Origin of the sequence: Blastochloris sulfoviridis (assembly GCF_008630065.1) — a bacterium.
Classification (GTDB): Bacteria; Pseudomonadota; Alphaproteobacteria; order Rhizobiales; family Xanthobacteraceae; genus Blastochloris; species Blastochloris sulfoviridis.
Genome location: NZ_VWPL01000006.1, coordinates 23,468 through 44,971, shown reverse-complemented (window position 1 = coordinate 44,971; position 21,504 = coordinate 23,468). Strand labels below are relative to the sequence as shown.

Here is a 21,504-nt window from a genome sequence, read left to right as displayed (position 1 = left end):
TGCGCAAAAGTGGGAACCGGTTTTGCGAAGACATCATGCTCAAGCAATAGCTTAACGCGTCCTTCCGACCACGGCAGGCTCCGACAGACCATGGCCACTGCGCTCGCCTATATCGGCGCCGCCCTTGCGGAAATCGCCGGCTGCTTCGCCTTCTGGGGGTGGCTGCGGCTCGGCAAGTCGGCGCTGTGGCTGGTGCCCGGTATCGGCTCGCTGATCCTGTTCGCCACGCTTCTCACCCAGGTCGACAGCGCCGCGGCGGGCCGCGCCTATGCCGCCTATGGCGGCGTCTATATCGCCGCGTCGCTGGCGTGGCTGTGGGCGGTGGAAGGCGTCTTCCCCGACCGCTGGGACATCGCCGGCACGGCGATCTGCCTGATCGGCGCCGCGGTGATCATCGCCGCCCCGCGGTGAGGCTCACTCCTCCCGCACGCGGGCATAGAGGTAGTGGTCGGCCCATTCGCCATTGATGCACAGATAGCGCCGGGCGTAGCCCTCGCGCTCGAACTGGTTGCGTTCCAGCAGGCGGATCGAGGGCTGGTTGGTCGGCACGCACGCCGCCTCGATCCGGTGCAGGCGCAGCGTGCGGAACGCGAACGGCACCAGCGCGCCGACCGCCGCGCTCATGTGGCCGCGCCCGGCATAAGGCAGGCCCATCCAGTAGCCGAGCGACGCGCTCTGGGCGACGCCGCGCCGCACGTTTGACAGCGTCAGCCCGCCGACCAGCACGTCGTCATCGGCGCGGAACACCAGGAACGGATAGGCGAGATCCTCGCGCTGGTCGCGCGCATAGCGCCGGAGCCGGCGGCGGAAGGCGCTGCGCGTCAGGTCGTCGGCCGGCCAGGTCGGCTCCCACGGCCGCAGGAAGTCGCGGCTCATGGCCCGCAGTTCGGCCCACGCCTCGTAGTCGGCCATCTGCGGCGTGCGCAGCACCACTCCGGCCGCGCCGATGGCCGGAACCGACGGCTCCGACCAGGGGACTGGTCCGAACAATCCCATGCCGCCTCGTCCGGTCTTCCCGGGGCCTCACGCCGCCGGATTGCGCAGACTGTCGGCGATGCCGACCGCGGATTCAAGACCGCCGGCCGGTCCGACGCCGGCAAAGGCCGGCTTGCCGCGGTCGAGCATCATTCGGCCCGCCATACGCACATCCTCGACGGAAAGCGCGTCGATGCGGGCGACCACCTCGTCGGGGTCGAGCGGGCGGCCGTGGAACAGGATCTGGCGGGCGATCTGCTCGGCGCGCGACGCCGGCCGCTCCATGGCCATCAGCAGGCCGGCCTTCATCTGCGCCTTGGCGCGCGCCACCTCGGCGGCGGTGATGTTGCCCGCCGCGGCGTCGAGCTCGCCGGCGATCACCCGCATCGCTTCGGCGATGTCGGACTCGTCGGTGCCGGCATAGACGCCGAACAGGCCGGTGTCGGCATAGGGCCAGTGGAAGCCGAACACCGAATAGGCGAGCCCGCGGCTTTCGCGCACCTCCTGGAACAGGCGGGACGACATGCCGCCGCCGACCACGATGGTGAAGGCCTGCAGCGCGTAATAGCTGGGGTCGTGATAGTCCACGCCCTCGAAGGCGAGGATCATGTTGGCCTGATCGATGTCGCGCCCGTCGATCAGCGAGCCGCCCTGCCACACCGCCGCCGCCGGCTCGGGCGCAATGCCCTGGGCGATGCCGGAAAGCCGCGCGCCGGCGGCGGCGACGAGCTGGTCGTGCTCGACGGCGCCGGCCGCCACAACCACCGTCTGGCCGGTGAGATAGTGGCGCGCCAGATAGTCGGTCAGCCGGTCGCGGCCGAGCGCGCGCACCGACTCCGGCGTGCCCAGGATCGAGCGGCCGATCGCCTGATCGGGGAAGGCCACCGCCTGGACATGGTCGTAGACGATGTCGTCGGGCGTGTCGTTGGCGGCGCCGATCTCCTGGACGATCACGCTCTGCTCGCGCGCCAGCTCGTCGGGGTCGAACACCGAGTCGGTGAGGATGTCGGCCAGGATGTCGAGGCCGAGCCAGACGTCCTCGCCCAGCACATGGGCGTAATAGGCGGTGGTCTCCACCGAGGTCGCGGCGTTCAGGTCGCCGCCCACCGCCTCGATCTCCTCGGCGATGGCCCGCGCGCTGCGCCGGCGGGTGCCCTTGAACGCCATGTGCTCCAAAAGGTGCGAGATGCCGTGCTCGTCGGGGCGCTCATGGCGCGCCCCGGCGCCGACCCACACGCCGAGTGCGGCGGTCTTCAGCTCCGGCATGGCGTGGGTGGCGACGGTCAGCCCGCTTTCCAGGCGCGTCAGGCGCAGTCTCATGCGGCGGCTCCCGGACGCACGGCGCGCGAGCGCTCGGCGACGAAGCGGGCCACAGTGGCGGCGTCGTTGGGCAGCACGGCCATCCGCTCCGGCCGGGTCATCAGGTCGCCGAGCGCCGCCGGCAAGGCCGGGCGGATGCCGCAGGCCGCCTCCACCGCGTCGGGGAACTTGGCCGGGTGGGCGGTGCCCAGCACCACCACCGGCACGTCGCGCGCGGTTTCGACCTTGCGGGCGGCGGCGAGCCCCACCGCGGTGTGCGGGTCGAGCAGATAGCCGGCGCGCTTCCAGGTGTCGGCGATGGTGGCCATGACCTCCGCCTCGTCGGCGCGGGCGGCGCCGAACACGCCGCCGATGGCGGAAAGCGTCAGGGAATCGACCGCGAAGCGGCCGGTTTCCGCAAGGTCGGCCATCTGGCGGCGCACCTTGGCGGCGTCGCGGCCGCCGGCGTCGAACAGCAGGCGCTCGAAATTGGACGACACCTGGATGTCCATCGACGGCGAGGTGGTGGCCACCACCTCGCGCGGCTCATAGACGCCGCTGGCCAGCGTGCGGGCCAGGATGTCGTTGACATTGGTGGCGACGATCAGCTTCTCCACCGGCAGGCCCATCCTGGCCGCCACATAGCCGGCGAACACGTCGCCGAAATTGCCGGTCGGCACCGAGAACGCCACCTTGCGCTGCGGCCCGCCAAGCGCCGCCGCCGCCGTGACGTAATAGACGATCTGGGCGACCAGCCGCGCCCAGTTGATGGAGTTGACGCCGGACAGCCGCACCGTGTCGCGGAAGGCATGGTCGTTGAACAGCGCCTTCAGGATCGCCTGGCAGTCGTCGAACGTGCCCTCGATCGCCACCGCGTGGATGTTGGCGTCGGTGGGGGTGGTCATCATCCGCCGCTGCACGTCGGACACCCGGCCGTGCGGGAACAGCATCACCACATCGACCCGCTCGCGGCCGCGGAACGCCTCGATCGCCGCGCCGCCGGTGTCGCCCGAGGTGGCGCCGACGATGGTGGCGCGCGCGTCGCGTTCGGCCAGGACGTGATCCATCAGCCGCCCGAGCAGCTGCATGGCGACGTCCTTGAAGGCCAGCGTCGGCCCGCGGAACAGCTCCAGCACCCATTCGCGCTCGGAAAGCTGGACCAGCGGGCACACCGCCGGGTGGTGGAAGCCGGCATAGGCGTCCTCGACCATGCGGCCGAAGGCGGCGGCCGGGATGGCGTCGGCGACGAACGGCGCCATCACCGCCTTGGCCACGTCGGCATAGCGCTGGCCGGCAAAGCCGGCGAAGGTCGGGGCCTCAAAAGCGGGCCAGTGGTCCGGGACGTAGAGCCCGCCATCGCGGGCAAGACCGGCCAGAAGCGCGTCGGCGAAGCCGAGCACCGGGGCTTCGCCCCGGGTCGAGACATAGTGCATGGGTGCGTTCCGTGTTCGCGCGGACCCTAAAGCATTCTCCGCAAAAGTGGGAACCGGTTTTGCGAGAGAGAATGCGGCAAGACCGGACCGCGAGGAACCGGCCCAACCCTGTCGGGCCCGTGGTTGCTCGCGAGGGGACGGGCGAAAGGCGGGCAAGCTTGAGCGGCCCGGCTGGCGGCCCGATTGCCGGTTTGGCAAACTTGCCCTTGTTCTTGACACGATTTTTGGGCGATGTCCCGATGGCATGGCAGATTGGACAGGGCTGGCGCGACGATTCGTGCCGGCGGAGGCGTTGACGATGACGAAGCTCTGGGGCGTTCGGATCCTTGCCGCGGCGGCGTTGGCCGCCTCCATCGCCGGGCCGGCCAGTGCCCAGGGTGTGGTCAAGTCCGTGCATGGCGACTGGCAGATACGCTGCGACACCCCGCCGGGCTCCCAGGGCGAGCAGTGCGCCCTGGTGCAGAGCGTCACCGCCGAGGACCGGCCCAATGTCGGCCTCACCGTCATCGTGCTCAAGACCGCCGACCAGAAGGCGCGGCTGATGCGGGTGCTGGCGCCCTTGGGCGTGCTTCTCCCCTCCGGGCTCGGCCTGCGCATCGACGACGCCGACATCGGCCGCGCCGGCTTCGTGCGCTGCCTGCCCAATGGCTGCGTCGCCGAGGTGGTGATGGACGAGAAGCTGCTGGCCCAGCTTCGGGTCGGCAAGCAGGCGACCTTCATCATCTTCCAGACGCCGGAGGAGGGCATCGGCATCCCGCTGCTGCTCAACGGCTTCGGCGACGGGTTCGACAAGCTGCCCTGACGTTGCGCAAGCTGGCAATCGTCGGGCCGGGACCCTAGGTTCTGAGGGTCACCCCGGAGCCCGCAATGTCAGCTTCCAGATCGCCGCTCGCCTACAAGTCTTCGCCGTCCTCCGCCCAGACCCTGTCGCTTTTTGCCTGCCTGGGGCTCAACCTGAGCGCGATCGAGCGGCTGCTCGGCAACGCGCTGGAGGGGGCCGACGACGGCGAGCTGTTCCTCGAATACTGCCAGAACGAGTCGCTGGTCTTCGACAACGGCCGGCTGAAGACGGCGAGCTACGACACCTCCCAGGGGTTCGGCCTCAGGGCGGTGAAGGGCGAAGCCGCCGGCTACGCCCACGCCTCCTCGCTGTCGGAAGCCGCGCTGCTGCGCGCCGCCGACGCGGTGCGGGCGGTCGCCTCGGGCTATCGCGGCACGCTGGCGCTGCCGCCCGAGCGCACCAATGTCCGCCTCTATGGCGACGAGAACCCGCTGGAGGCGCCGGGCTTCGAGGCCAAGACCCGGCTGCTCGCCGAGATCGACGCCTATGCGAGGGGCCGCGATCCCCGCGTCAGGCAGGTGTCGGCCGGCCTCGCCGGCACGTGGCAGGTCGTCGAGATCTTCCGGGCGGACGGCACGCGGGTGCGCGACGTGCGCCCGCTGGTGCGGCTGTCGGTCAGCGTGGTGGTCGAGCAGGGTGGCCGCATGGAGGCCGGCAGCTACGGCCTTGGCGGACGCGAGGCCTTCGAGCGGGTGATCGTGCCCGAGACCTGGAAGGCCGCGGTGGACGAGGCGCTGCGCCAGGCCCTGGTCAATCTGGAGGCGGTGCCGGCGCCGGCCGGCGAGCTCGACGTGGTGCTGGGCAAGGGCTGGCCGGGCATCATGCTGCACGAGGCGATCGGCCACGGGCTGGAGGGTGATTTCAACCGCAAGAAGACCTCGGCCTTCGCCGGCCTGCTCGGCCAGCAGGTCGCGGCCAAGGGCGTCACCGTGGTCGACGACGGCACCATCGCCGGCCGGCGCGGCTCGCTCACCGTCGATGACGAGGGCACGCCGACGCACCGCACCGTGCTGATCGAGGACGGAATCCTGGTCGGCTACATGCAGGACCGCCAGAACGCCCGGCTGATGGGCATGGCCCCCACCGGCAACGGCCGGCGCGAGAGCCACGCCCACATCCCCATGCCGCGGATGACCAACACCGTGATGATGGGCGGCAGCCACAGCCCGGAGGAGATCATCGCCTCGGTGAAGAACGGGCTCTATGCCGTCTCGTTCGGCGGCGGGCAGGTGGACATCACCTCGGGCAAGTACGTCTTCAACTGCACCGAGGCCTACCGCATCGAGAACGGCAAGGTCGGCGCGCCGGTGAAGGGGGCGATGCTGATCGGCAACGGCCCCTCCGACCTGCACCGCGTCACCATGATCGGCGACGACCTGGAACTCGACCCCGGCATCGGCACCTGCGGCAAGGCCGGCCAGGGCGTGCCGGTGGGCGTCGGCCAGCCGACGCTGCGCATGGACCGCATCACCGTGGGCGGCACCGGCGGCTGAGCCGCTGGCGGGGGGTGCGGTTTCCGGCGCATCGAGCCGGATCAACCGCTCCCCGCGCGCCGATCAGCTCTCCGCCAGATACTGCTTCGCCAGGATCTTGCCTTCCTCGACCGCCGGCTGGTCGAAGGCGTCGATGCCGAGAAGCTGGGCGGCGATGATCGTCTCCAGCATGAAGTGCATCAGGAGCGCGCCGAGCGAGCGCTCGTCGAGCGTCTCGACATGGATGGTGCGGGTGGGCAGGCCGTTCTTCGCCAGCGTGTCGGCGGTGGCGCGGCCCTGGGCGGCGACGAGGTCGCCGATGGTCCGCCCGCCGAAGCCCGGCTCGCCCGCGATCTTCGACAGTTCGGGATCGAGCTTGGGCCCCTTGCCTTTGACGCCGGTGGTGATGACCGTGAAGAACTTGTCCTTCGGGCCGGCGAGATAGAGCTGGAGCTGGCTGTGCTGGTCGACCGGGCCGAGCGCGCCCACCGGCGTCGTGCCGTGGCCCTCCTTGCCCAGGCTTTCGGCCCATAGCTGCACGTACCATTTGGTGAACATCGCCAGCCGGTCGGCATAGGCCATCACCACCGCGATGGTCTTGCCGCGCTCCTCGGCGAGCGCGAGCGCGGTTGCCGCGCCGAGCGCCGGGGCCACCTCGGCGGCCGGCTTGCCCGACAGCACCGCGTCCATCACCTCCTGGGCTCCGGCGCGGATCGCCTGGGCGTCGAGGCCGAGGGCGGCCGCCGGCAGCAGGCCGACATTGGTCAAGACCGAGAAGCGGCCGCCGACGCCGGTGTGGTGCTCCATCATGGTGACGCCGAAGGCCTCCAGCAGCGTGCGCAGGCCGTTCGTCTTGCCGGGCTTGGCCGGCTCCGACAGGCCGAACACCAGTTCGGGGATGCGGGATTCGAGCCCGGCCTTCTTCAGCGTGTCGAGCACGGCGATGGTCTGCATCAGCGTCTCGCCGGTGCCGCCGGATTTCGAGATGGCGATGAAGCGGGCGGTGGCGAGCGGCACGTGCGCAAGCAGCGCGGCGAAGCTCAAGGGATCGAGATTGTCCATGAAATGGACGCGCGGCCCGGCGCGGAAGGGGGCGGCCCCCGGCACCAAGTGGTCGGCGAGCTGCGCCACGGTCTGGCCGCCCAGCGCCGAGCCGCCGGTGCCGAGGAAGACGAGGTCGGTGGCGCCGGCAAAGCGCGCGACGACCGGCTTCAGCGCCGCGACGTCGGCGCTCTCGGCCGGCAGGCCGAGCAGCGGCAGGCTGCCGTCGGCGTGCCAGGCGCGCACCACCTTCAGCGCCGCCTCGGTGCGCGCCAGCGCCGCGCCGAGCGCCGCGTCCGACACGCCCTCGCGGCCGATGGCCGACTCGCGGGCGCGCTCGATGGATTGAACGTAGAGCATGAAACCCCCTCCGGGTTGGATTCCTAGGTGGCGGCGCCGCGTTCGGCCCGCTGGCGCTCGACCTCCGAGCGCTTGGTTGAGAGCGAGAACGCGATCACCGCCAGGGTGACGAGGCCGATCAGGATGGTGGATGCGGCGTTGATCTCGGGCGACACGCCAAGCCGCACCGCCGAATAGATCTGGATCGGCAGGGTGGTGGCGCCGGGGCCCGAGGTGAAGCTGGCGATCACCAGATCGTCCAGCGACAGCGTGAAGGCGAGCAGCCAGCCGGCGATAAGCGCCGGCAGGATGATCGGCAAGGTGATGCGGAAGAAGGTCTCGGCCGGCGGGCAGCCGAGATCCTGCGCCGCCTCCTCCAGCGAGCGGTCGAACGAGATGAGGCGCGACTGCACGACGATGGCGACGAAGCTGAGCGTGAAGGTGACGTGGGCGAGCGTCACTGTCCAGAAGCCGCGGTCGAACGCGACGGCGACATAGAGCAGCAGCAGCGACAGGCCGGTGATCACCTCGGGCATCACGAGGGGCGCATAGACCAGGCTGGAGAACACCAGCCGGCCGCGGAAGCGCCCGAACCGTACCAGCACGATGGCGACCAGCGTGCCGAGCACGGTGGCGATGGTGGCCGACACCGCGGCCACCATCAGGCTGACGCGCGCGGCATCGAGCAGCTGGGTGTTGGCGAGCAGCGCCGCATACCATTTGGTCGAGAAGCCGGCCCACACCGTGACGAGGCGCGAGGCGTTGAACGAGTAGATCACCACCAGCAGGATCGGCACGTAGAGGAAGGCGAAGCCCGCCGCCAGCACGGCGATGTGGAAGGCGCCGAAGCGTCTCATCGGTCCGCCTCCAGCTGGCGCGCCTGCATGTGCTGGTAGATGCCGATCGGCACCAGGAGCGCCACCAGCAGCACCACCGCCACCGCCGAGGCCACCGGCCAGTCGCGGTTGGAGAAGAACTCGCTCCACAGCGTCTTGCCGATCATCAGCGTGTCCGAGCCGCCGAGCAGATCCGGAATCACGAACTCGCCGACCGCCGGGATGAACACCAGGAGGCAGCCGGCCACCACGCCGGGCAGCGACAGCGGCACGGTGATGCGCCAGAACGCCTGCCAGGGCGGGCAGCCGAGGTCGGCGGCGGCCTCCAGCAGGCTCAAGTCCATCTTCTCCAGGCTGGCATAGAGCGGCAGCACCATGAACGGCAGATAGGAATAGACGATGCCGATCATTACCGCGGTGTCGGTGGACAGGATGTCGAGCGGCTCGCTGATCAGGCCGAGCCCGCCGAGCGCCTGGTTGAGGAAGCCGTCGCGCGCCAGAATGCCCATCCAGGCATAGACGCGGATCAGAAACGACGTCCAGAACGGCAGCACCACCAGCATCACCAGGAGCGGCTGCGTGCCCTTCGGCGCCCGCGCCATGGCGTAGGCGATCGGATAGCCGACCGCCAGGATGATCGCCGTCGACAGGCCGGCGATGCGGATGCTGGAGAGGTAGGACTCAAGATAGAGCGGATCGGTGGTGAGGAAGACGAACTTGTCGAAATCGAGCCGGCCCAGCGCCTCGGCAAACGCCGCAAAGCCCGCGGAGAGATCGAACACCGGCTCATAGGGTGGCATGGCGATCACGCTCTCGGAGAGCGAGATGCGCACGACGATGGCGAACGGCACGGCGACGAACAGCGTGAGCCACAGCGCCGGCACGCCGATCAGCGCGAGCCGGCCAAGGCGGGTGTTGCGTTGGGTTGCCATGAGGGCGCTCACCGCGTCAGCAGCACGCCGGCCTCCGGCGCGAACGACAGCCAGACCTTGTCGTCCCAGCCGATCGGCCGCTCGACCAGACGCGTGGCATTGGGCTGCGACGCCTTCATGAAGGTGCCGTCCGGCCGGCGCACCTTGTAGATCGACAGATCCCCCAGATAGGCGATGTCGAACACCTCGCCGCTCAGCACGTTGGGCGTATCGGGCGGCAGCGGGTCGGGCGAGATGCGGGCCTTCTCGGGCCGCACCGCGATCCACACGGTTGCGCCCGGCGCGGCATCGGCCATGCCGGCGAGCGCGCGCAGCAGCACGCCCGAGGTCCGCTCGCGTACCAGTGCGACGTCGCCGTCCCGGCCCTCCAGCGTGCCCTTGAACAGGGTGACGTCGCCGATGAAGTCGGCGACGTAGCGCGAATTGGGCTGCTCGTAGATCTCGGCCGGCGTGCCGACCTGGACGAGCCGGCCCTTGTCCATCACCCCGATGCGGTCGGCCACCGTCATCGCCTCCTCCTGGTCATGGGTGACGATGACGAAGGTCATGCCCAGCTCGTACTGGATGTGCATCAGCTCGAACTGGGTCTCCTCGCGCAGCTTCTTGTCGAGCGCGGCCATCGGCTCGTCGAGCAGCAGCACCTTGGGCGATTTGGCGAGCGAGCGGGCCAGCGCCACGCGCTGGCGCTGGCCGCCGGAGAGCTGGTGCGGCTTGCGCGCGCCCAGCCCGTCGAGCTGAACCAGCTTCAGCATCTGACCGACGCGGGCATCGACGCGCGCGCGCGGCCAGCCGTCCATCTTCGGGCCGAAGGCGATGTTGGCCGCCACGCTCATGTGCGGAAACAGCGCATAGGACTGGAACATCATGTTGACCGGCCGCAGATGCGGCGGCACGGCGGAAATGTCCTCGCCGCCGAGGAGCACCCGGCCGGCGTCCGGCGTCTCGAAGCCGGCCAGCAGCCGCATCAGGGTGGTCTTGCCGCAGCCGGAGGGGCCGAGCAGCGCGAAGAATTCGCGCTCATAGATGTCGAGGCTCACGCCGTCGACCGCGGCGACGTCGCCGAACCGCTTGGTGACCGCGTCGAACCGGATCAGCGGCGCCGCCGCCGGATCGGTCCAGGGGGCAAACTCGCGCCGGACGCCGCCGAGCTGCTGCTGCCTGATGACGTCTGCCATCCCCGCCCCATTTCGCCCGTGATCCTGTTCGTTTACCGGGGGGCCGCCTTGCGTTCAACCGTGGCGTCATCGGTCGCTGATGGCTTGACCGGGGCCCGGCCGGGTCCGATCCTGGCGCCATCACCGGAGGAATCATGGCCAAACCGAAGGATCCGAAAGCCGGATCGCCCCAGGCGCGCGGCGTTGAGTCTGCGGAGGCCGGTCGCGCCTGGGCCAAGAAGCGGGGCATCGAGGAGATCGAGTGCGTCCTGCCCGATCAGGCGGGCGTGGCCCGCGGCAAGATCATGCCGGCGGCGAAATTCTTCGCCAAGCCGCAGCTCGCGCTGCCAAGCTCGATCTTCTGCCAGACCATTTCCGGCGAATACCCCGACAGCGACGAGAAATGGCAGGCCGACCCGGCCGACGGCGACCTGATCCTGGAGCCCGACTGGTCGACGCTCGCGGTGGTGCCGTGGGCGTCCGATCCCACCGCCCAGCTCATCCACGACGCCTTCCATTATGACGGCCGGCCGGTCGATGTGGCGCCGCGCCAGGTGCTGCGGCGGGTGACCGAGCTTTATTCCCACCATGGCTGGACGCCGGTGGTGGCGCCGGAGATCGAGTTCTACCTGGTCAAGCCCAACACCGATCCCGACTATCCGCTGGAGCCGCCGATCGGCCGCTCGGGCCGGCCGGAGATCGGCCGCCAGTCCTATTCCATCCAGGCGGTCAACGAGTTCGACGCGCTGTTCGAGCGCATCTACGACTATTCGGAGGCGCAGGGGCTGGAGATCGACACGCTGATCCACGAGGAGGGCGCGGCGCAGATGGAGATCAATCTGCGCCACGGCGAGCCGATCCAGCTCGCCGATCAGGTGTTCATGTTCAAGCGCACCATCCGCGAGGCGGCGCTGCAGCACCAGATCTACGCCACCTTCATGGCCAAGCCGATCGCCCGCGAGCCCGGCTCGGCGATGCACATCCACCAGTCTGTGCTCGACACCACCACCGGGCTGAACATCTTCTCCGACGAGAAGGGGCGGCCCACCGCGGAGTTCTTCTCCTTCATCGCCGGCCAGCAGAAGTACCTGCCGGCGGTGATGTGCATGCTGGCGCCCTATGTGAACTCCTACCGGCGGCTGACCCGCGATTCCACCGCGCCGATCAACACCCGCTGGGGCTACGACAACCGCACCACCGGCCTGCGCATCCCGCCCTCCGAGGCCGACGCGCGGCGGGTGGAGAACCGGGTGCCGTCGTCCGACGCCAACCCCTACCTCGCAGTGGCGGCGTCCCTGGCCTGCGGCTATCTCGGCATGATGGAGGGCCTGCCGGCCACCGAGCCGACCGAGGGCTCGGCGCACGGCCTCGACTTCGAGTTGCCGCGCGGCCTGCTCGAAGCGGTGGCGGCGTTCGAGGACTGCGAGCCGCTGGTCGACGTGCTGGGGGAGGCGTTCGTGGCGACCTACGCCGCCATCAAGCGCACCGAGTTCGAGACCTACATGCGGGTGATCTCGCCCTGGGAGCGGGAATACCTGCTGCTCAATGTCTGACGCCGCGACCCCGCCCGACATCGCGATCCCGCCCGGCCCCGGCCTCGCCATCGGCGATCTCGCCCGCGACGAGATCGCCGCGGCCGTGGCGCTGTGGACCGAGGCGGGCCTCACCCGGCCGTGGAACGACCCCAACGCCGACATCGACCTCGCGCTGGCCTCGCCGGGCTCGACCGTGCTCGCCGGCCGGCGCGACGGCCGGCTGGTGGCCACCGCCATGGTCGGCTCGGACGGCCACCGCGGCTGGGTCTACTACCTCGCCGTCGCCAGGGATTGCCGCGGCCAGGGCCTGGGCAAGGCGATGATGGCGGCCTGCGAGGCGTGGCTAAAGGCGCGCGGCGTGCCCAAGCTGCATCTGCTGGTGCGGCGCGACAATGCCGGCGTCATCGCGTTCTACGATCGCCTCGGCTACGAGACGAGCGACAGCCTGATGCTGATGCGCTGGCTGAAATAAACCGGCGCATCCTCGTTCCGGCTGCGCCTATTCCGCGGCGGCGGCCGCCTCCGACATGTTGTCGAGCGAGGAGATGATGTGCTCGGCCAGCGCCTCGGCCAACGCCGAGCGCTCGTGCGGTGAGCGCGCAAGGCCGATGTCGACGGTGGGCAGCGTGGGGAAGCCGTCGGCATGGCCGAGGATGCGCATGCCCGGCCGCATGCCCGATTCCGGCAGCACCGAGATGGCGAGCCCGGCCAGCACGGCGGCGGCCACCGCCCCGGCGTTCCAGCTCGAATAGAGCACGCGGTGGCGGCGGCCGGTCTCCTCGATCTTCTCCAGCGCGGTGCGCCGCCAGGAGCAGTTGGGCCGGCCGAGCGCCAGCGGCAGGGGCTCGATCTCGTGGGTGGCGTGGCGCATCGAGCCGACCCACAGCAGGCGCTCGCGGCGGAAGGTCTCCACCGGATAGTGCCCCTCGGTGTTGGTGATGATGGCGAGGTCGAGCTCGCCGTCCTGGATGCGGCTGATCAGGTCCGGCGTCGGCTCGCAGATCACGGTCAGCTCGACGCCGGGATAGGAGCGCGAGAACCGCGCCATGATCTCCGGCAGATAGCGGTCGGCATAGTCGTCGGGCACGCCGAGCCGGACGTGGCCGGCGAGCGAGGCGCCGGTGAACGCGCTCACCGCCTCATTGTTCAGCCGCACGATGCGCCGTGCATAGTCGAGCAGGCGCTCGCCGTCCTCGGTCAGCTTGGAGCCGCGGCCGTCGCGGGCGAACACCGGCCGGCCGATGCGCTCCTCCAGCCGCTTCATCTGCATCGACACCGCCGACTGCGTCTTGTGCACCACCTCGCCGGCGCGGGTGAAGCTGCCGGTCTCGGCGATGGCGACGAAGGTGCGCAACTGGTCGATGTCGAGGAGGTGGGCCATGGGTCGGACCGCGGTCGGAGGGGGGGGGGGGTATCAGCAATCGTGATGTTGGAAATTAGGAACATTCGCTCGTCTGATCAATTCGTTTCGTGCATAGTTTGGCTGTAACTGTTCAGCCCCGTGAATGACTCGGCCCCGTGACTGATTCGACTTGCGTCCGCCCCGCGGGCGCGACGCCGGCTCGCTTTGCCCAATTTCCATGGAGACGACCATGACGATCGCCTGTGCGCCCTCTTCCGCACGGACCTCCAAGGCTGTGGCGGGCACCATCGTCCGCACGCTGGCCTGGCCGTTCGTCGCGCTGGCCCGGGCCATCGAGGCCCGCCGCCAGATCGCCCAGATGGCACAGCTGAGCGACTACATGCTCAAGGACATCGGCCTGCAGCGGCAGGATCTGCAGGATGCCGCGAGCCTGTCGCCATTCGCCGATCCCACCCGGCTCCTGGTGTCGCGCGTCGTCGAGCGCCGCGCCGCCCGCTTCCTATCCCGCGAGCGGAAGAAGAACTGACATTCCGGGGCCGCCCGCCCCCCGCGGCCCCGCACAGGCGCCCGCCCGCCCCCGCCGGGCGGGCGCTTTCGTTCGGGGCCTCTCGCGGACTGCCTGTCCGATCAAGGATCGCGCGCCCGCCTCAACTGCCGCGGGCCTTCGAGGTGTCCACGAAGGCGTCGAAGATCTGGCTCAGGCGCTCCATGTGTGCCTTCTGGGCATCGACGCCGGCCTCGAACATCTTGCTGAAGGTGGCATTGCCGGTGCGGCCGAGATCCTGGATCTGCTCGGTCATCGCCGCGATATCCGGTCCGGCCGGCGGCTGCGCCTTCGGGCGCGGCGGCTCGCTCTGGCCGAGCATGGTCTGCATCATCGTCGTCCACACCTTGGCGAAGTCGGCCGGGCTGCCGGGCGCAGGCTCCGGTGCCTGCGCCTGCGGCATCATCGGCACGAAGGCGCGCTGGAACGCCTCGGCCATGCCGGCCTGGCCGCGCATGGCATGGGGCAGGCCGGCGGCGATCATCGCGGCGATGACCGGCATCATCGCCTTGGTGATCTCGATGCCGACGCCCGACAGCGCCGCCGCCTGCGCGGCCACCGCCCGGCTGACCTCCTTGGAGCCGAACAGCAGCGCCATCATCTCCTCGCCGGGCAGCGCGCGCTCTTGCGGGCGCAAGCCCATGGCCTGCTGGGAGGCATCGGCGAACAGCCGCCCGGCATTCTCGAACCACTCGGCATAAGGGTTGCGGGCGAGCATGCCGAAGAACGCGCTCAGCCCGTCCGGCGACTCGGTCGTCCGCTTGAGGCCGAGCGCGAAGGCCGGCAGCAGCGCCTCCACCGCCGCCTGGGCCTGCTCCTGCGACAGGCCGTAGAGACGGGCGAGGTTCGCCATCGCCGCGCCGCCCTGGGCATTGGCGATGATCTCATAGAGATTGAACATGGCTCGATCCTCCCTGGCGGCGCGTTGATGCCACGCTCGAGCGCCAGCACTAAGTTCTTGTATTATTGTTCCAACACAGTCCGGTTCGCAAAGCCGGCCGCCACTGTTGCGGAGAATGCGTGAGGGCACAAGCGCCACCTGCCCGGGGCGGGCGGCCCGAGCTGGCTTGGCGCCCCTCAGGGCAGGAGGGGGCGGTCCTCGGGGCCGGCGGGCGGGGGCGAAGGGTCGGGGAGCGGCGGCGGGCTTTCGGCGCGGCCGAGCCGGGCGATCACCCGGAACGCCACGACCACCCCGACGATGCCGAACACCACCCCGCCCAGTGCCTGGCCGGTCAGCACCCCTTCGGCGCCGGCCAGCGCCGCCCCGGCCCACACGAACGGCATGGTGCCGAGCGTCGCCCGCCCCCAGTTGAACACCATCGACAGCGCCGGAAAGCCGAGATTGTTGAAGGCGGCGTTGGCGACGAACAGCGCCCCGTTGAACACGAACAGGCCGGTGAGCCACAGGGCGTAGAAGGCGGCGAGGGCGGACGCCTCCTCCGACAGGCCGAACATGTGGGCGATCGGCCAGCGCAAGAGCGCCAGCAGAACCCACACCGCCACCACATAGACCACCACCAGCATCAGGCTGTCGGCGAGCGCCCGCCGCACCCGCTCGAAATCCTTGGCGCCGACGTTCTGGCCGAGGATCGGGCCGATCGCCCCGGTGAGCGCGAACACCGGCGAGAAGGCGAGCGGGATGATGCGGCCGATCACCGCCCAGGCGGCCACCGCCGCGTCGCCGAAGCCGGCCAGCGCCACGGTGACGAACACATTGCCGACCGGGGTCGCGACATTGGTCAGCACGGCCGGCACCGCGATCTGCGACAGCGCGCGGGCATCGGCGCGGATGTCGGCAAGGCGCGGCCGGCCGACCAGGTCGTGGATGCGGATCGCGCCGTAAAGCCCGACCCCCGCCAGCATCAGCCGCGACAGGATCGAGACGATGGCGGCGCCGTCCACGCCGAGCCCCAGCACGAAGATGAACAGCGGGTCGAGTGCCGCGGTGACCAGCCCGCCGCCGAGCGTCACCCACATGGCGCGGCGCGCATCGCCCACCGCGCGCAGGAGGCCCGATCCCGCCATGCCGAGCGCCAGCAGCGGCGTCGAGGGCATCACCATCCACAGGAAGCGCTCGGCCACGGCATGGGTGCGGCCGGTGGCCCCGAGCAGGGAGAGGATGTCGCCGAGAAACGGCTGGGCGAGCGCGGTCACGGCCGCCGTCACCGCCAGCGAATAGACCAGGAACGAGGCGCCGAGCCGCCGCGCCGCCTCCCGGTCGCGCCCGCCGAGCGCCCGCGACACCAAGGCGGTGCCGGCGATGGTGACGCCGATCGACACCGCGGTGGCGAAGAACAGCACCGTGCCGGCATAGCCGATGGCGGCGGCAAGCTCGACCTCGCCGAGCAGCGAAATATAGAACAGGTTGAGAAAATCGACGACGAACACCGCCATCAGCCCGACCGAGCCGGTCGAGGTCATGATGAGCACGTGCTTGAAGGTCGAGCCGCGGGTGAAGGCCGGAAATGAAAGATCGGACATCTGGACCGGGTTCTATCTTGGGCCTGGTTCTATCTTGGACCCGGTTTCATCTTGGACCGGGCGCTCGCCGGCCACATTGCCGGTCTGCGGGCGGGGGTCTCCGTAGGGCGGATGCGGCGTGCAGGCGCGAATGCGGCCCCCGTCCTTCCTGCCGGCAGGACCGCTCCGTCAGCCCGAATACTCGGTCTCGCCGGTGAGCGCGTCCTCGGCTTCCGGGTTGAGGGCGCGGCCGGCCTTGCCGGGCTGCACCAGCGGCTCGGGCGCCGGGGTGCGGCGGTAGTGCAGAAGATGGGCGCCGGCATTGAAGCCCTGCGCCTGCTGCAGCACCAGCCGCTCGGCGTCGCGGTGGCGGACGTCGGCCACCACCTCGTCGGCGACGATCTCGGCCGCGCCGAGCCCGATCAAGAGCGCCCGGCCGAAGGTGATGGCCGATTCATAGGTCTCGCGGATCTCGAAATCGACGCCCTTGGCGAGGAGTTCGAGGCTGTGGCCGCGGTCATAGGCGCGCACATAGACCCGGCACGCCGGGAAGGCGGCGCGGACGATGTCGACGATGCGGTCGGCGGCGTCGCGGTCGTCGACGCACACCGCCACCAGCCGCACGCGGTCGCCGCCGGCCGCGCGCAGCACGTCGAGCCGTGTGCCGTCGCCATAGAAGACCTTGAAGCCGAACCGGCCGGCCGACTGCACCATCTCCGCGTCGTTGTCGATGATGGTGACGTCGTAGCCATTGGTGAGCAGGCACTGCGAGGCGACCTGGCCGAACCGGCCGAAGCCGATCACCAGCACCGAGCCGCGGGCGTCGGAGAAGTCCTCGACGATCGGCACCGGCGCGCGGCGGCGCGCCAGGATCGGCGCGAGGCGGTAGAGCAGCGGGTTCAGCGCCATCGACAGCACCACCATCGCCACCAGGATCGAGGCATGGTCGGGCCGGATCACCCCGGCGGACACCGCGGCGGCATAGACGACAAAGCCGAGCTCGCCCGACTGCGCCATCAGCAGCGCCACCTTCACCGATTCCTCCCGGTCGTGCCGGAACAGCCGCATGATGGCGTACATGGTGGTGGCCTTGAGCAGCACCAGCATGGCCAGCGCCAGCCCGATGCGCCAATAGGCCTCGGCGATGACCTGAAGGTCGAGCGCCATGCCGACCGACAGGAAGAACAGCCCCATCAGGATGCCGCGGAACGGCTCGACGTCGGCCTCGATCTGGTGGCGGAAGTTGGATTCGGCCAGGAACACCCCGGCCAGGAACGCGCCCATGGCCATCGACAGCCCGGCCAGCATCATCAGCGTGGCCGAGCCCAGCACCACCAAGAGCGCCGCCGCCGTCATGATCTCGCGCGCGCCCGAGCGCGCGAGCGCCCGGAACATCGGGTTGAGCAGATAGCGCCCGATCAGCACCACCGCGGCGATGGCGCCGACGATCAGGAGCGCCGACAGCCAGAACGGCTCGCCGGCCGCCGCCGGGCGCGGCGACAGGAATGCCACCAGGGCCAGGATCGGCACGATCACCACGTCCTGGAAGATCGCCACCGCGAAGGCGCGCCGGCCGTGCGGCGAGCGCACTTCGCCGCGTTCCTCCAGGATCTGCATCAGGATGGCGGTCGACGACAGCGCCAGCCCCAAGCCCGCCACCAGCGAGGCCTCGAACGGGCGGCCGAAGGCCAGCGGCACCCACATCAGGGCCGCGCTGGTGACCAGCATCTGCGCGCCGCCGAGGCCGAGAATGTCGCCCCGCATCTGCCACAGCCGCGAGGGCTTCATCTCCAGCCCGATCAGGAACAGGAAGAACACGATGCCGAGCTCGGCGAGATGGGAGACGGTACCGGGATCGTGGAACAGGCCGAGCGCCTGCGGGCCGATCGCAATGCCGGCGAGCAGATAGCCGACGATCGAGCCCAGGCGCGCGCGCTTGGCCAGCGGCACCGCGACAACCGCGGCGCCGAGCAGCACCAGCACCTGTTCGAACAGGCCGAACCCGTCCCCATGCATCCCGTTACGTCTCCAGTCGCCGGTGCACCGCCGCCGGCGCGTCGCCCCGGCGCCCTGTCTGCGGGCGCCTCGTGACCACAATGGGGAAAGGCCGCCTCGGACGCTGTTCCGATTCGGGACGGCCAGTCATCCGGCCTCCGGTTGATCCCCCAGGGATGCCGGAATCGACTTCGCCGAAAAATCCTTGATCTGAAAAAGGATTTTCCGGCGACAGGAACACGGAACGCCGGCTTTCTTGGCCGGTTTTCATATCACACTCGGGTGAGCGCTGCCGCTGCCCGACGCAGCCGGCCCGCCCCCGGGTGGTAGCCTTTGGTCGGTGTCATGGGCAAGACGAGACACGCCGGCCTGACGGATGACATTCCGCCACGGGTGGCCGTCGCGCGGCAACGCGCCTGTCTCACGCGGCTGCCGGGTCGTCGGCTCGGGCGCGTGGCTGCCGGGAGCCGCCCTTTTTTCCCTCTCCCCTTGTGGGAGAGGGTGCCGAGCGATCGTCAGATCGTGAGGCGGGTGAGGGGTAAACCTTCCAACATTCGCCCATATGCACCCCTCACCCGGCTCGACCTCGCTTTGCTCGGTCTCGCCACCCTCTCCCGCAAGGGGAGAGGGAAGGAGAGGGAGCCGGCCCGATCGCCCGGGCCGAATCAGAGTTCGAAATAGAAGTCGTCGCCCGGCAGGCGGCCGCCGATCAGCGCCGGCGACAGGTCGGAGAGCGCGGACAGGAACGCCTCGATCGACGGCCGCGCGGTCAGGGCCGGGATCACGATGCTGTCGCCCAGTTCGAGCGCGGCGGTGGTGGCTGCCGCGGAGAACCCAAGCCGCTGCGCGGCGAGCGCGCCGGCCGCCACCGGCTCCGCCCGCACCCAGGCCGCGGCCTCGGTGGCGGCCTCGTGCAGCGCGCGCACCACGTCCGGTGATTCGCGGGCGAAATCGGCGGTCACCGCCAGCCCGGCCATCGGCAGGAAGGCGGGCGTGCCGGTGGCTGCCGCCCAGGCCGACTGCAGCGTGAACGCCCGCCGCAGCGCGAGCCCGGCCTTGTCGGCCGCCAGCAGGGCGGCGCTGGCTGCCGGCTCGTTCAGCAGCACCGTCTGGGCGCGGCCGGCGAGCACGAACTGCGCCGCCTCGTTGGCCGAGCCGGCATAGTCGAGGAAGACATCCTTGTCGGGGACGAGCCCCGCCTTGCCGAGCAGCCAGCGCAACGAGATGTCCGGCATGTCGTTGCGGAAATAGAGCTGCACGCGCTTGCCGCGCAGGTCGTCAAGGCCGGCGATGGCCGGGTCGGTTGACAGCACGTGCATGTGGCCGGCGCTGATGATCGACACCAGCTTGAGCGGCAGGCCGCGCGCGGCAAGGTTCGCGGCGACATTGGTCGGCAGCGTCACCGCCCCGGCGCGGCCGGAGACCAGGGCGGCGCGCAGTTTGTCCGGGCTGCGCCACACGGCGAAGGTCGCGCCTGGCGCCACGGCGTCGAGGGCGCCGCTGTCGAGCGCCCGGGCGACCAGGATCGAGGCGGTGCTGGGCGCCGCCAGGATCGCCAGCGCCTCGGCGCGGGCCGCCAGCGACCGGCTTGCGGCGAGCGCGGCGAGCGCGGCGAGCGCAGTGCGGCGGCTGGGGCGGAAGGCGGTCATGCCGGGCTCCTCAGATGATGGGCCAGGGCTTCGAGCGCCATCAGATAGCCGAACGCGCCGAAGCCGCAAATCTGCCCCAGCGCCACCTTGGCGATGTAGGAGTGGTGGCGGAACGGCTCGCGCCGGTGGATGTTCGACAGATGCACCTCGACCGTCGGCAGTTCGACGCTGGAAATCGCGTCCATCAGCGCGATCGAGGTGTGGGTGTAGGCCCCGGCATTGAGGATCAGGCCGGCATGCCGGCCGCGCGCGTCATGGATCAGGTCGACCAGCTCGCCCTCGCTGTTGGAGTGGCGGAACTCGACATCGAGGCCGAGCGCTTGTCCCTTGGCCCGGCAGTCGCGCTCGATGTCGGCCAGCGTGGTGGTGCCATAGACCTCCGGCTGGCGGGTGCCGAGCAGGTTCAGGTTCGGCCCGTTGAGGACCAGGACGGACAGCGGCATGGTGATTCCCGCCTTCGGCGATGCGGCGCCAGCATTGTTGCCGGCCGGCCAAATGTCCATCATGTTCCCGCGCCAGCTTGTTCCCGCGCCGGCTTGGGCGCACAGCCACCCCGCCCGGACCCAGCGATGACGTCTGACGATTTCCCTTCCGAGAACGCCTCCCCTGCGAACACCGACGATCCCGCCGCCGCGCGGGCCCGCCGGGCCCGGCTGGCGCGCCGCAAGCCGGCCGCCGCCATGCCCGAGGCGCCGGCCTATGCCGAGCCCCAGATCGAGCGCGAGGACGACACGCTGGCGCTGGTGCTGGGCAGCGGCGGCGCGCGCGGGCTCGCCCACCTGCCGGTGCTGGAGGCGCTGGACGAACTCGGCGTGGTGCCGTCCATCGTCGCCGGCACCTCGATCGGCGCGCTGATCGGCGCCGCCTATGCGTCCGGCATCTCGGCCCGCGAGATCCGCCTCCATCTCGTCCACACCTTCCGCGACCGCGCCGGCATGCTGCAGAAGCTGCTCGCCGCCCGCGTCGGCCGCTTCTCGGATCTGCTGTCGGCCGGGCTCGGCAATCCGGTGCTGGTCGATGGCCAGACGCTGTTTTCCGCCTTCCTGCCCGAGGGGCTGAAGAGCGACTTTGCCGAGCTCAAGATTCCGCTGGCGGTGCTGGCCACCGATTTTCATGCCCGCGGCCCGGCGGTGTTCACCTCCGGCCCGCTGCTGCCGCCGGTGGCGGCCTCGGCGGCGGTGCCGGGCCTGGTGCGGCCGGTGGAGATCGACGGCCGCGTGCTGATCGACGGCGCGGTGGTCGATCCGGTGCCGGTGGCCTGCGTCGTCGGCAAGGCGCGCTATGTGCTCGCGGTCGACGTCACCGGCCGGGCCTCGATCCGCGACGGCCTCGTGCCGACCGCGCTGGAGGCGACGCTCGCCGCCGCCCAGATCATGCAGGCGGTGATCTCCGCCGAGAAGCTGCGCCAGCGGCCGCCCGACATTCTGGTGCAGCCGAGGGTCGACGGGTTCGGCATTCTCGATTTCCTGCACACCCACGCCATCCTGCACGCCTCCGAGCCGGTGAAGGACGAGGTCAAGCGGCGGGTGACGGCGCTGCTCGACGTCCGCACGAGCGCCTGAGCCGTCGATCCCCCGGCGCCGGTTGCCGGACCGACACGGGATCGTCACCGCCCTGTCGTTGGCCGGGCCGGGCT

Annotated in this window: 20 protein-coding genes; 7 read left to right on the top strand and 13 right to left on the bottom strand. The window is 70.3% G+C overall.

The genetic code is table 11. From position 1 onward, the window contains the following. Positions 1-90 precede the first annotated feature (90 nt). Positions 91-411 (top strand): YnfA family protein, encoded by a 321-nt coding sequence (locus tag F1193_RS04925; protein ID WP_150096562.1) that lies wholly within the window; start codon positions 91-93, stop codon positions 409-411. A gap of 3 nt (positions 412-414) precedes the next feature. Here F1193_RS04925 and F1193_RS04920 read toward each other — a convergent pair whose 3' ends face one another. Genes F1193_RS04920 through thrC form a run of 3 tightly spaced genes read right to left on the bottom strand, consistent with a single transcriptional unit; the run spans position 415 to position 3,707 of the window. After that, a complete protein-coding gene (locus tag F1193_RS04920) occupies positions 415-996 on the bottom strand; it encodes a GNAT family N-acetyltransferase (protein WP_150096561.1) in 582 nt (193 codons plus the stop codon). Between the two features lie 27 nt (positions 997-1,023). Beyond that, positions 1,024-2,295 carry a M16 family metallopeptidase gene (locus tag F1193_RS04915; RefSeq protein WP_150096560.1) on the bottom strand — a complete coding sequence of 424 codons (1,272 nt, stop codon included), beginning with the start codon at positions 2,293-2,295 and terminating at the stop codon, positions 1,024-1,026. Beyond that, positions 2,292-3,707 (bottom strand): threonine synthase, encoded by a 1,416-nt coding sequence (thrC, locus tag F1193_RS04910; protein WP_150096559.1) that lies wholly within the window; start codon positions 3,705-3,707, stop codon positions 2,292-2,294. Before thrC ends, F1193_RS04915 begins: the two co-directional genes overlap by 4 nt. A gap of 298 nt (positions 3,708-4,005) precedes the next feature. Here thrC and F1193_RS04905 point away from each other — a divergent pair, with 298 nt between their 5' ends. Together F1193_RS04905 and tldD are read left to right on the top strand one after the other, a co-directional pair. Then, on the top strand, positions 4,006-4,509 hold the full coding sequence (locus F1193_RS04905) for an invasion associated locus B family protein (protein WP_170263372.1): 504 nt from the start codon (positions 4,006-4,008) through the stop codon (positions 4,507-4,509). A gap of 65 nt (positions 4,510-4,574) precedes the next feature. Continuing rightward, complete coding sequence (gene tldD / locus F1193_RS04900; RefSeq protein ID WP_150096557.1) at positions 4,575-6,041, top strand: metalloprotease TldD; 1,467 nt, start codon at positions 4,575-4,577, stop codon at positions 6,039-6,041. A 63-nt stretch (positions 6,042-6,104) separates the two neighbouring features. Here tldD and F1193_RS04895 read toward each other — a convergent pair whose 3' ends face one another. Genes F1193_RS04895 through F1193_RS04880 form a run of 4 tightly spaced genes read right to left on the bottom strand, consistent with a single transcriptional unit; the run spans position 6,105 to position 10,343 of the window. After that, positions 6,105-7,421, bottom strand: coding sequence for a glucose-6-phosphate isomerase (locus F1193_RS04895; RefSeq protein ID WP_150096556.1), 1,317 nt, complete (start codon positions 7,419-7,421; stop codon positions 6,105-6,107). A gap of 23 nt (positions 7,422-7,444) precedes the next feature. Further along, positions 7,445-8,257 (bottom strand): ABC transporter permease subunit, encoded by an 813-nt coding sequence (locus F1193_RS04890; RefSeq protein ID WP_150096555.1) that lies wholly within the window; start codon positions 8,255-8,257, stop codon positions 7,445-7,447. Further along, positions 8,254-9,168: an ABC transporter permease gene (locus F1193_RS04885; RefSeq protein WP_150096554.1), complete on the bottom strand. Its 915-nt coding sequence runs from the start codon at positions 9,166-9,168 to the stop codon at positions 8,254-8,256. Before F1193_RS04885 ends, F1193_RS04890 begins: the two co-directional genes overlap by 4 nt. Positions 9,169-9,176: 8 nt before the next feature. Further along, positions 9,177-10,343, bottom strand: a complete 1,167-nt coding sequence (locus F1193_RS04880; RefSeq protein ID WP_150096553.1) for an ABC transporter ATP-binding protein — start codon at positions 10,341-10,343, stop codon at positions 9,177-9,179. A 134-nt stretch (positions 10,344-10,477) separates the two neighbouring features. Between F1193_RS04880 and F1193_RS04875 the strand changes: the two genes are divergently transcribed. Continuing rightward, on the top strand, positions 10,478-11,875 hold the full coding sequence (locus tag F1193_RS04875; protein ID WP_150096552.1) for a glutamine synthetase family protein: 1,398 nt from the start codon (positions 10,478-10,480) through the stop codon (positions 11,873-11,875). Beyond that, entirely contained in the window at positions 11,868-12,329 is a 462-nt protein-coding gene (locus F1193_RS04870) for a GNAT family acetyltransferase (RefSeq protein WP_150096551.1), read from the top strand. The genes F1193_RS04875 and F1193_RS04870 overlap by 8 nt, the downstream gene beginning before the upstream one ends. Positions 12,330-12,356: 27 nt before the next feature. On the opposite strand, the gene F1193_RS04865 is transcribed toward F1193_RS04870, so the two are convergent. After that, positions 12,357-13,238, bottom strand: a complete 882-nt coding sequence (locus tag F1193_RS04865; RefSeq protein ID WP_150096550.1) for a LysR substrate-binding domain-containing protein — start codon at positions 13,236-13,238, stop codon at positions 12,357-12,359. A gap of 211 nt (positions 13,239-13,449) precedes the next feature. Between F1193_RS04865 and F1193_RS04860 the strand changes: the two genes are divergently transcribed. After that, positions 13,450-13,746, top strand: coding sequence for a DUF1127 domain-containing protein (locus F1193_RS04860; protein WP_170263370.1), 297 nt, complete (start codon positions 13,450-13,452; stop codon positions 13,744-13,746). A 121-nt stretch (positions 13,747-13,867) separates the two neighbouring features. On the opposite strand, the gene F1193_RS04855 is transcribed toward F1193_RS04860, so the two are convergent. From F1193_RS04855 to aroQ, 5 genes are all read right to left on the bottom strand, one after another. Beyond that, positions 13,868-14,665: a DUF937 domain-containing protein gene (locus F1193_RS04855; RefSeq protein ID WP_150096548.1), complete on the bottom strand. Its 798-nt coding sequence runs from the start codon at positions 14,663-14,665 to the stop codon at positions 13,868-13,870. A gap of 176 nt (positions 14,666-14,841) precedes the next feature. Then, entirely contained in the window at positions 14,842-16,245 is a 1,404-nt protein-coding gene (locus F1193_RS04850) for an MATE family efflux transporter (protein WP_150096547.1), read from the bottom strand. Positions 16,246-16,413: 168 nt separating this feature from the next. Next, positions 16,414-18,240, bottom strand: coding sequence for a monovalent cation:proton antiporter-2 (CPA2) family protein (locus tag F1193_RS04845; RefSeq protein ID WP_150096546.1), 1,827 nt, complete (start codon positions 18,238-18,240; stop codon positions 16,414-16,416). 644 nt (positions 18,241-18,884) lie between these two features. Continuing rightward, on the bottom strand, positions 18,885-19,868 hold the full coding sequence (locus tag F1193_RS04840; RefSeq protein ID WP_150096545.1) for an ABC transporter substrate-binding protein: 984 nt from the start codon (positions 19,866-19,868) through the stop codon (positions 18,885-18,887). Next, complete coding sequence (gene aroQ, locus F1193_RS04835) at positions 19,865-20,311, bottom strand: type II 3-dehydroquinate dehydratase (RefSeq protein ID WP_150096544.1); 447 nt, start codon at positions 20,309-20,311, stop codon at positions 19,865-19,867. Before aroQ ends, F1193_RS04840 begins: the two co-directional genes overlap by 4 nt. A gap of 126 nt (positions 20,312-20,437) precedes the next feature. Between aroQ and F1193_RS04830 the strand changes: the two genes are divergently transcribed. Further along, the gene (locus F1193_RS04830) at positions 20,438-21,430 is read left to right on the top strand and encodes a patatin-like phospholipase family protein (RefSeq protein ID WP_246164130.1); all 993 of its coding nucleotides are present in this window, start codon (positions 20,438-20,440) and stop codon (positions 21,428-21,430) included. Positions 21,431-21,504 lie beyond the last annotated feature (74 nt).

Bases quoted from the DNA above. Each gene is read 5' to 3' on its own strand.
- F1193_RS04850 (WP_150096547.1), bottom strand. From the start codon at position 16,245: ATGTCCGATCTTTCATTTCCGGCCTTCACCCGCGGCTCGACCTTCAAG.
- F1193_RS04870 (WP_150096551.1), top strand. From the start codon at position 11,868: ATGTCTGACGCCGCGACCCCGCCCGACATCGCGATCCCGCCCGGCCCC.
- F1193_RS04830 (WP_246164130.1), top strand. From the start codon at position 20,438: ATGACGTCTGACGATTTCCCTTCCGAGAACGCCTCCCCTGCGAACACC.
- F1193_RS04875 (WP_150096552.1), top strand. From the start codon at position 10,478: ATGGCCAAACCGAAGGATCCGAAAGCCGGATCGCCCCAGGCGCGCGGC.
- aroQ (WP_150096544.1), bottom strand. From the start codon at position 20,311: ATGCCGCTGTCCGTCCTGGTCCTCAACGGGCCGAACCTGAACCTGCTC.
- F1193_RS04840 (WP_150096545.1), bottom strand. From the start codon at position 19,868: ATGACCGCCTTCCGCCCCAGCCGCCGCACTGCGCTCGCCGCGCTCGCC.
- F1193_RS04915 (WP_150096560.1), bottom strand. From the start codon at position 2,295: ATGAGACTGCGCCTGACGCGCCTGGAAAGCGGGCTGACCGTCGCCACC.
- F1193_RS04920 (WP_150096561.1), bottom strand. From the start codon at position 996: ATGGGATTGTTCGGACCAGTCCCCTGGTCGGAGCCGTCGGTTCCGGCC.
- F1193_RS04885 (WP_150096554.1), bottom strand. From the start codon at position 9,168: ATGGCAACCCAACGCAACACCCGCCTTGGCCGGCTCGCGCTGATCGGC.
- F1193_RS04895 (WP_150096556.1), bottom strand. From the start codon at position 7,421: ATGCTCTACGTTCAATCCATCGAGCGCGCCCGCGAGTCGGCCATCGGC.
- F1193_RS04865 (WP_150096550.1), bottom strand. From the start codon at position 13,238: ATGGCCCACCTCCTCGACATCGACCAGTTGCGCACCTTCGTCGCCATC.
- F1193_RS04880 (WP_150096553.1), bottom strand. From the start codon at position 10,343: ATGGCAGACGTCATCAGGCAGCAGCAGCTCGGCGGCGTCCGGCGCGAG.
- F1193_RS04845 (WP_150096546.1), bottom strand. From the start codon at position 18,240: ATGCATGGGGACGGGTTCGGCCTGTTCGAACAGGTGCTGGTGCTGCTC.
- tldD (WP_150096557.1), top strand. From the start codon at position 4,575: ATGTCAGCTTCCAGATCGCCGCTCGCCTACAAGTCTTCGCCGTCCTCC.
- F1193_RS04925 (WP_150096562.1), top strand. From the start codon at position 91: ATGGCCACTGCGCTCGCCTATATCGGCGCCGCCCTTGCGGAAATCGCC.
- F1193_RS04905 (WP_170263372.1), top strand. From the start codon at position 4,006: ATGACGAAGCTCTGGGGCGTTCGGATCCTTGCCGCGGCGGCGTTGGCC.
- thrC (WP_150096559.1), bottom strand. From the start codon at position 3,707: ATGCACTATGTCTCGACCCGGGGCGAAGCCCCGGTGCTCGGCTTCGCC.
- F1193_RS04855 (WP_150096548.1), bottom strand. From the start codon at position 14,665: ATGTTCAATCTCTATGAGATCATCGCCAATGCCCAGGGCGGCGCGGCG.
- F1193_RS04890 (WP_150096555.1), bottom strand. From the start codon at position 8,257: ATGAGACGCTTCGGCGCCTTCCACATCGCCGTGCTGGCGGCGGGCTTC.
- F1193_RS04860 (WP_170263370.1), top strand. From the start codon at position 13,450: ATGACGATCGCCTGTGCGCCCTCTTCCGCACGGACCTCCAAGGCTGTG.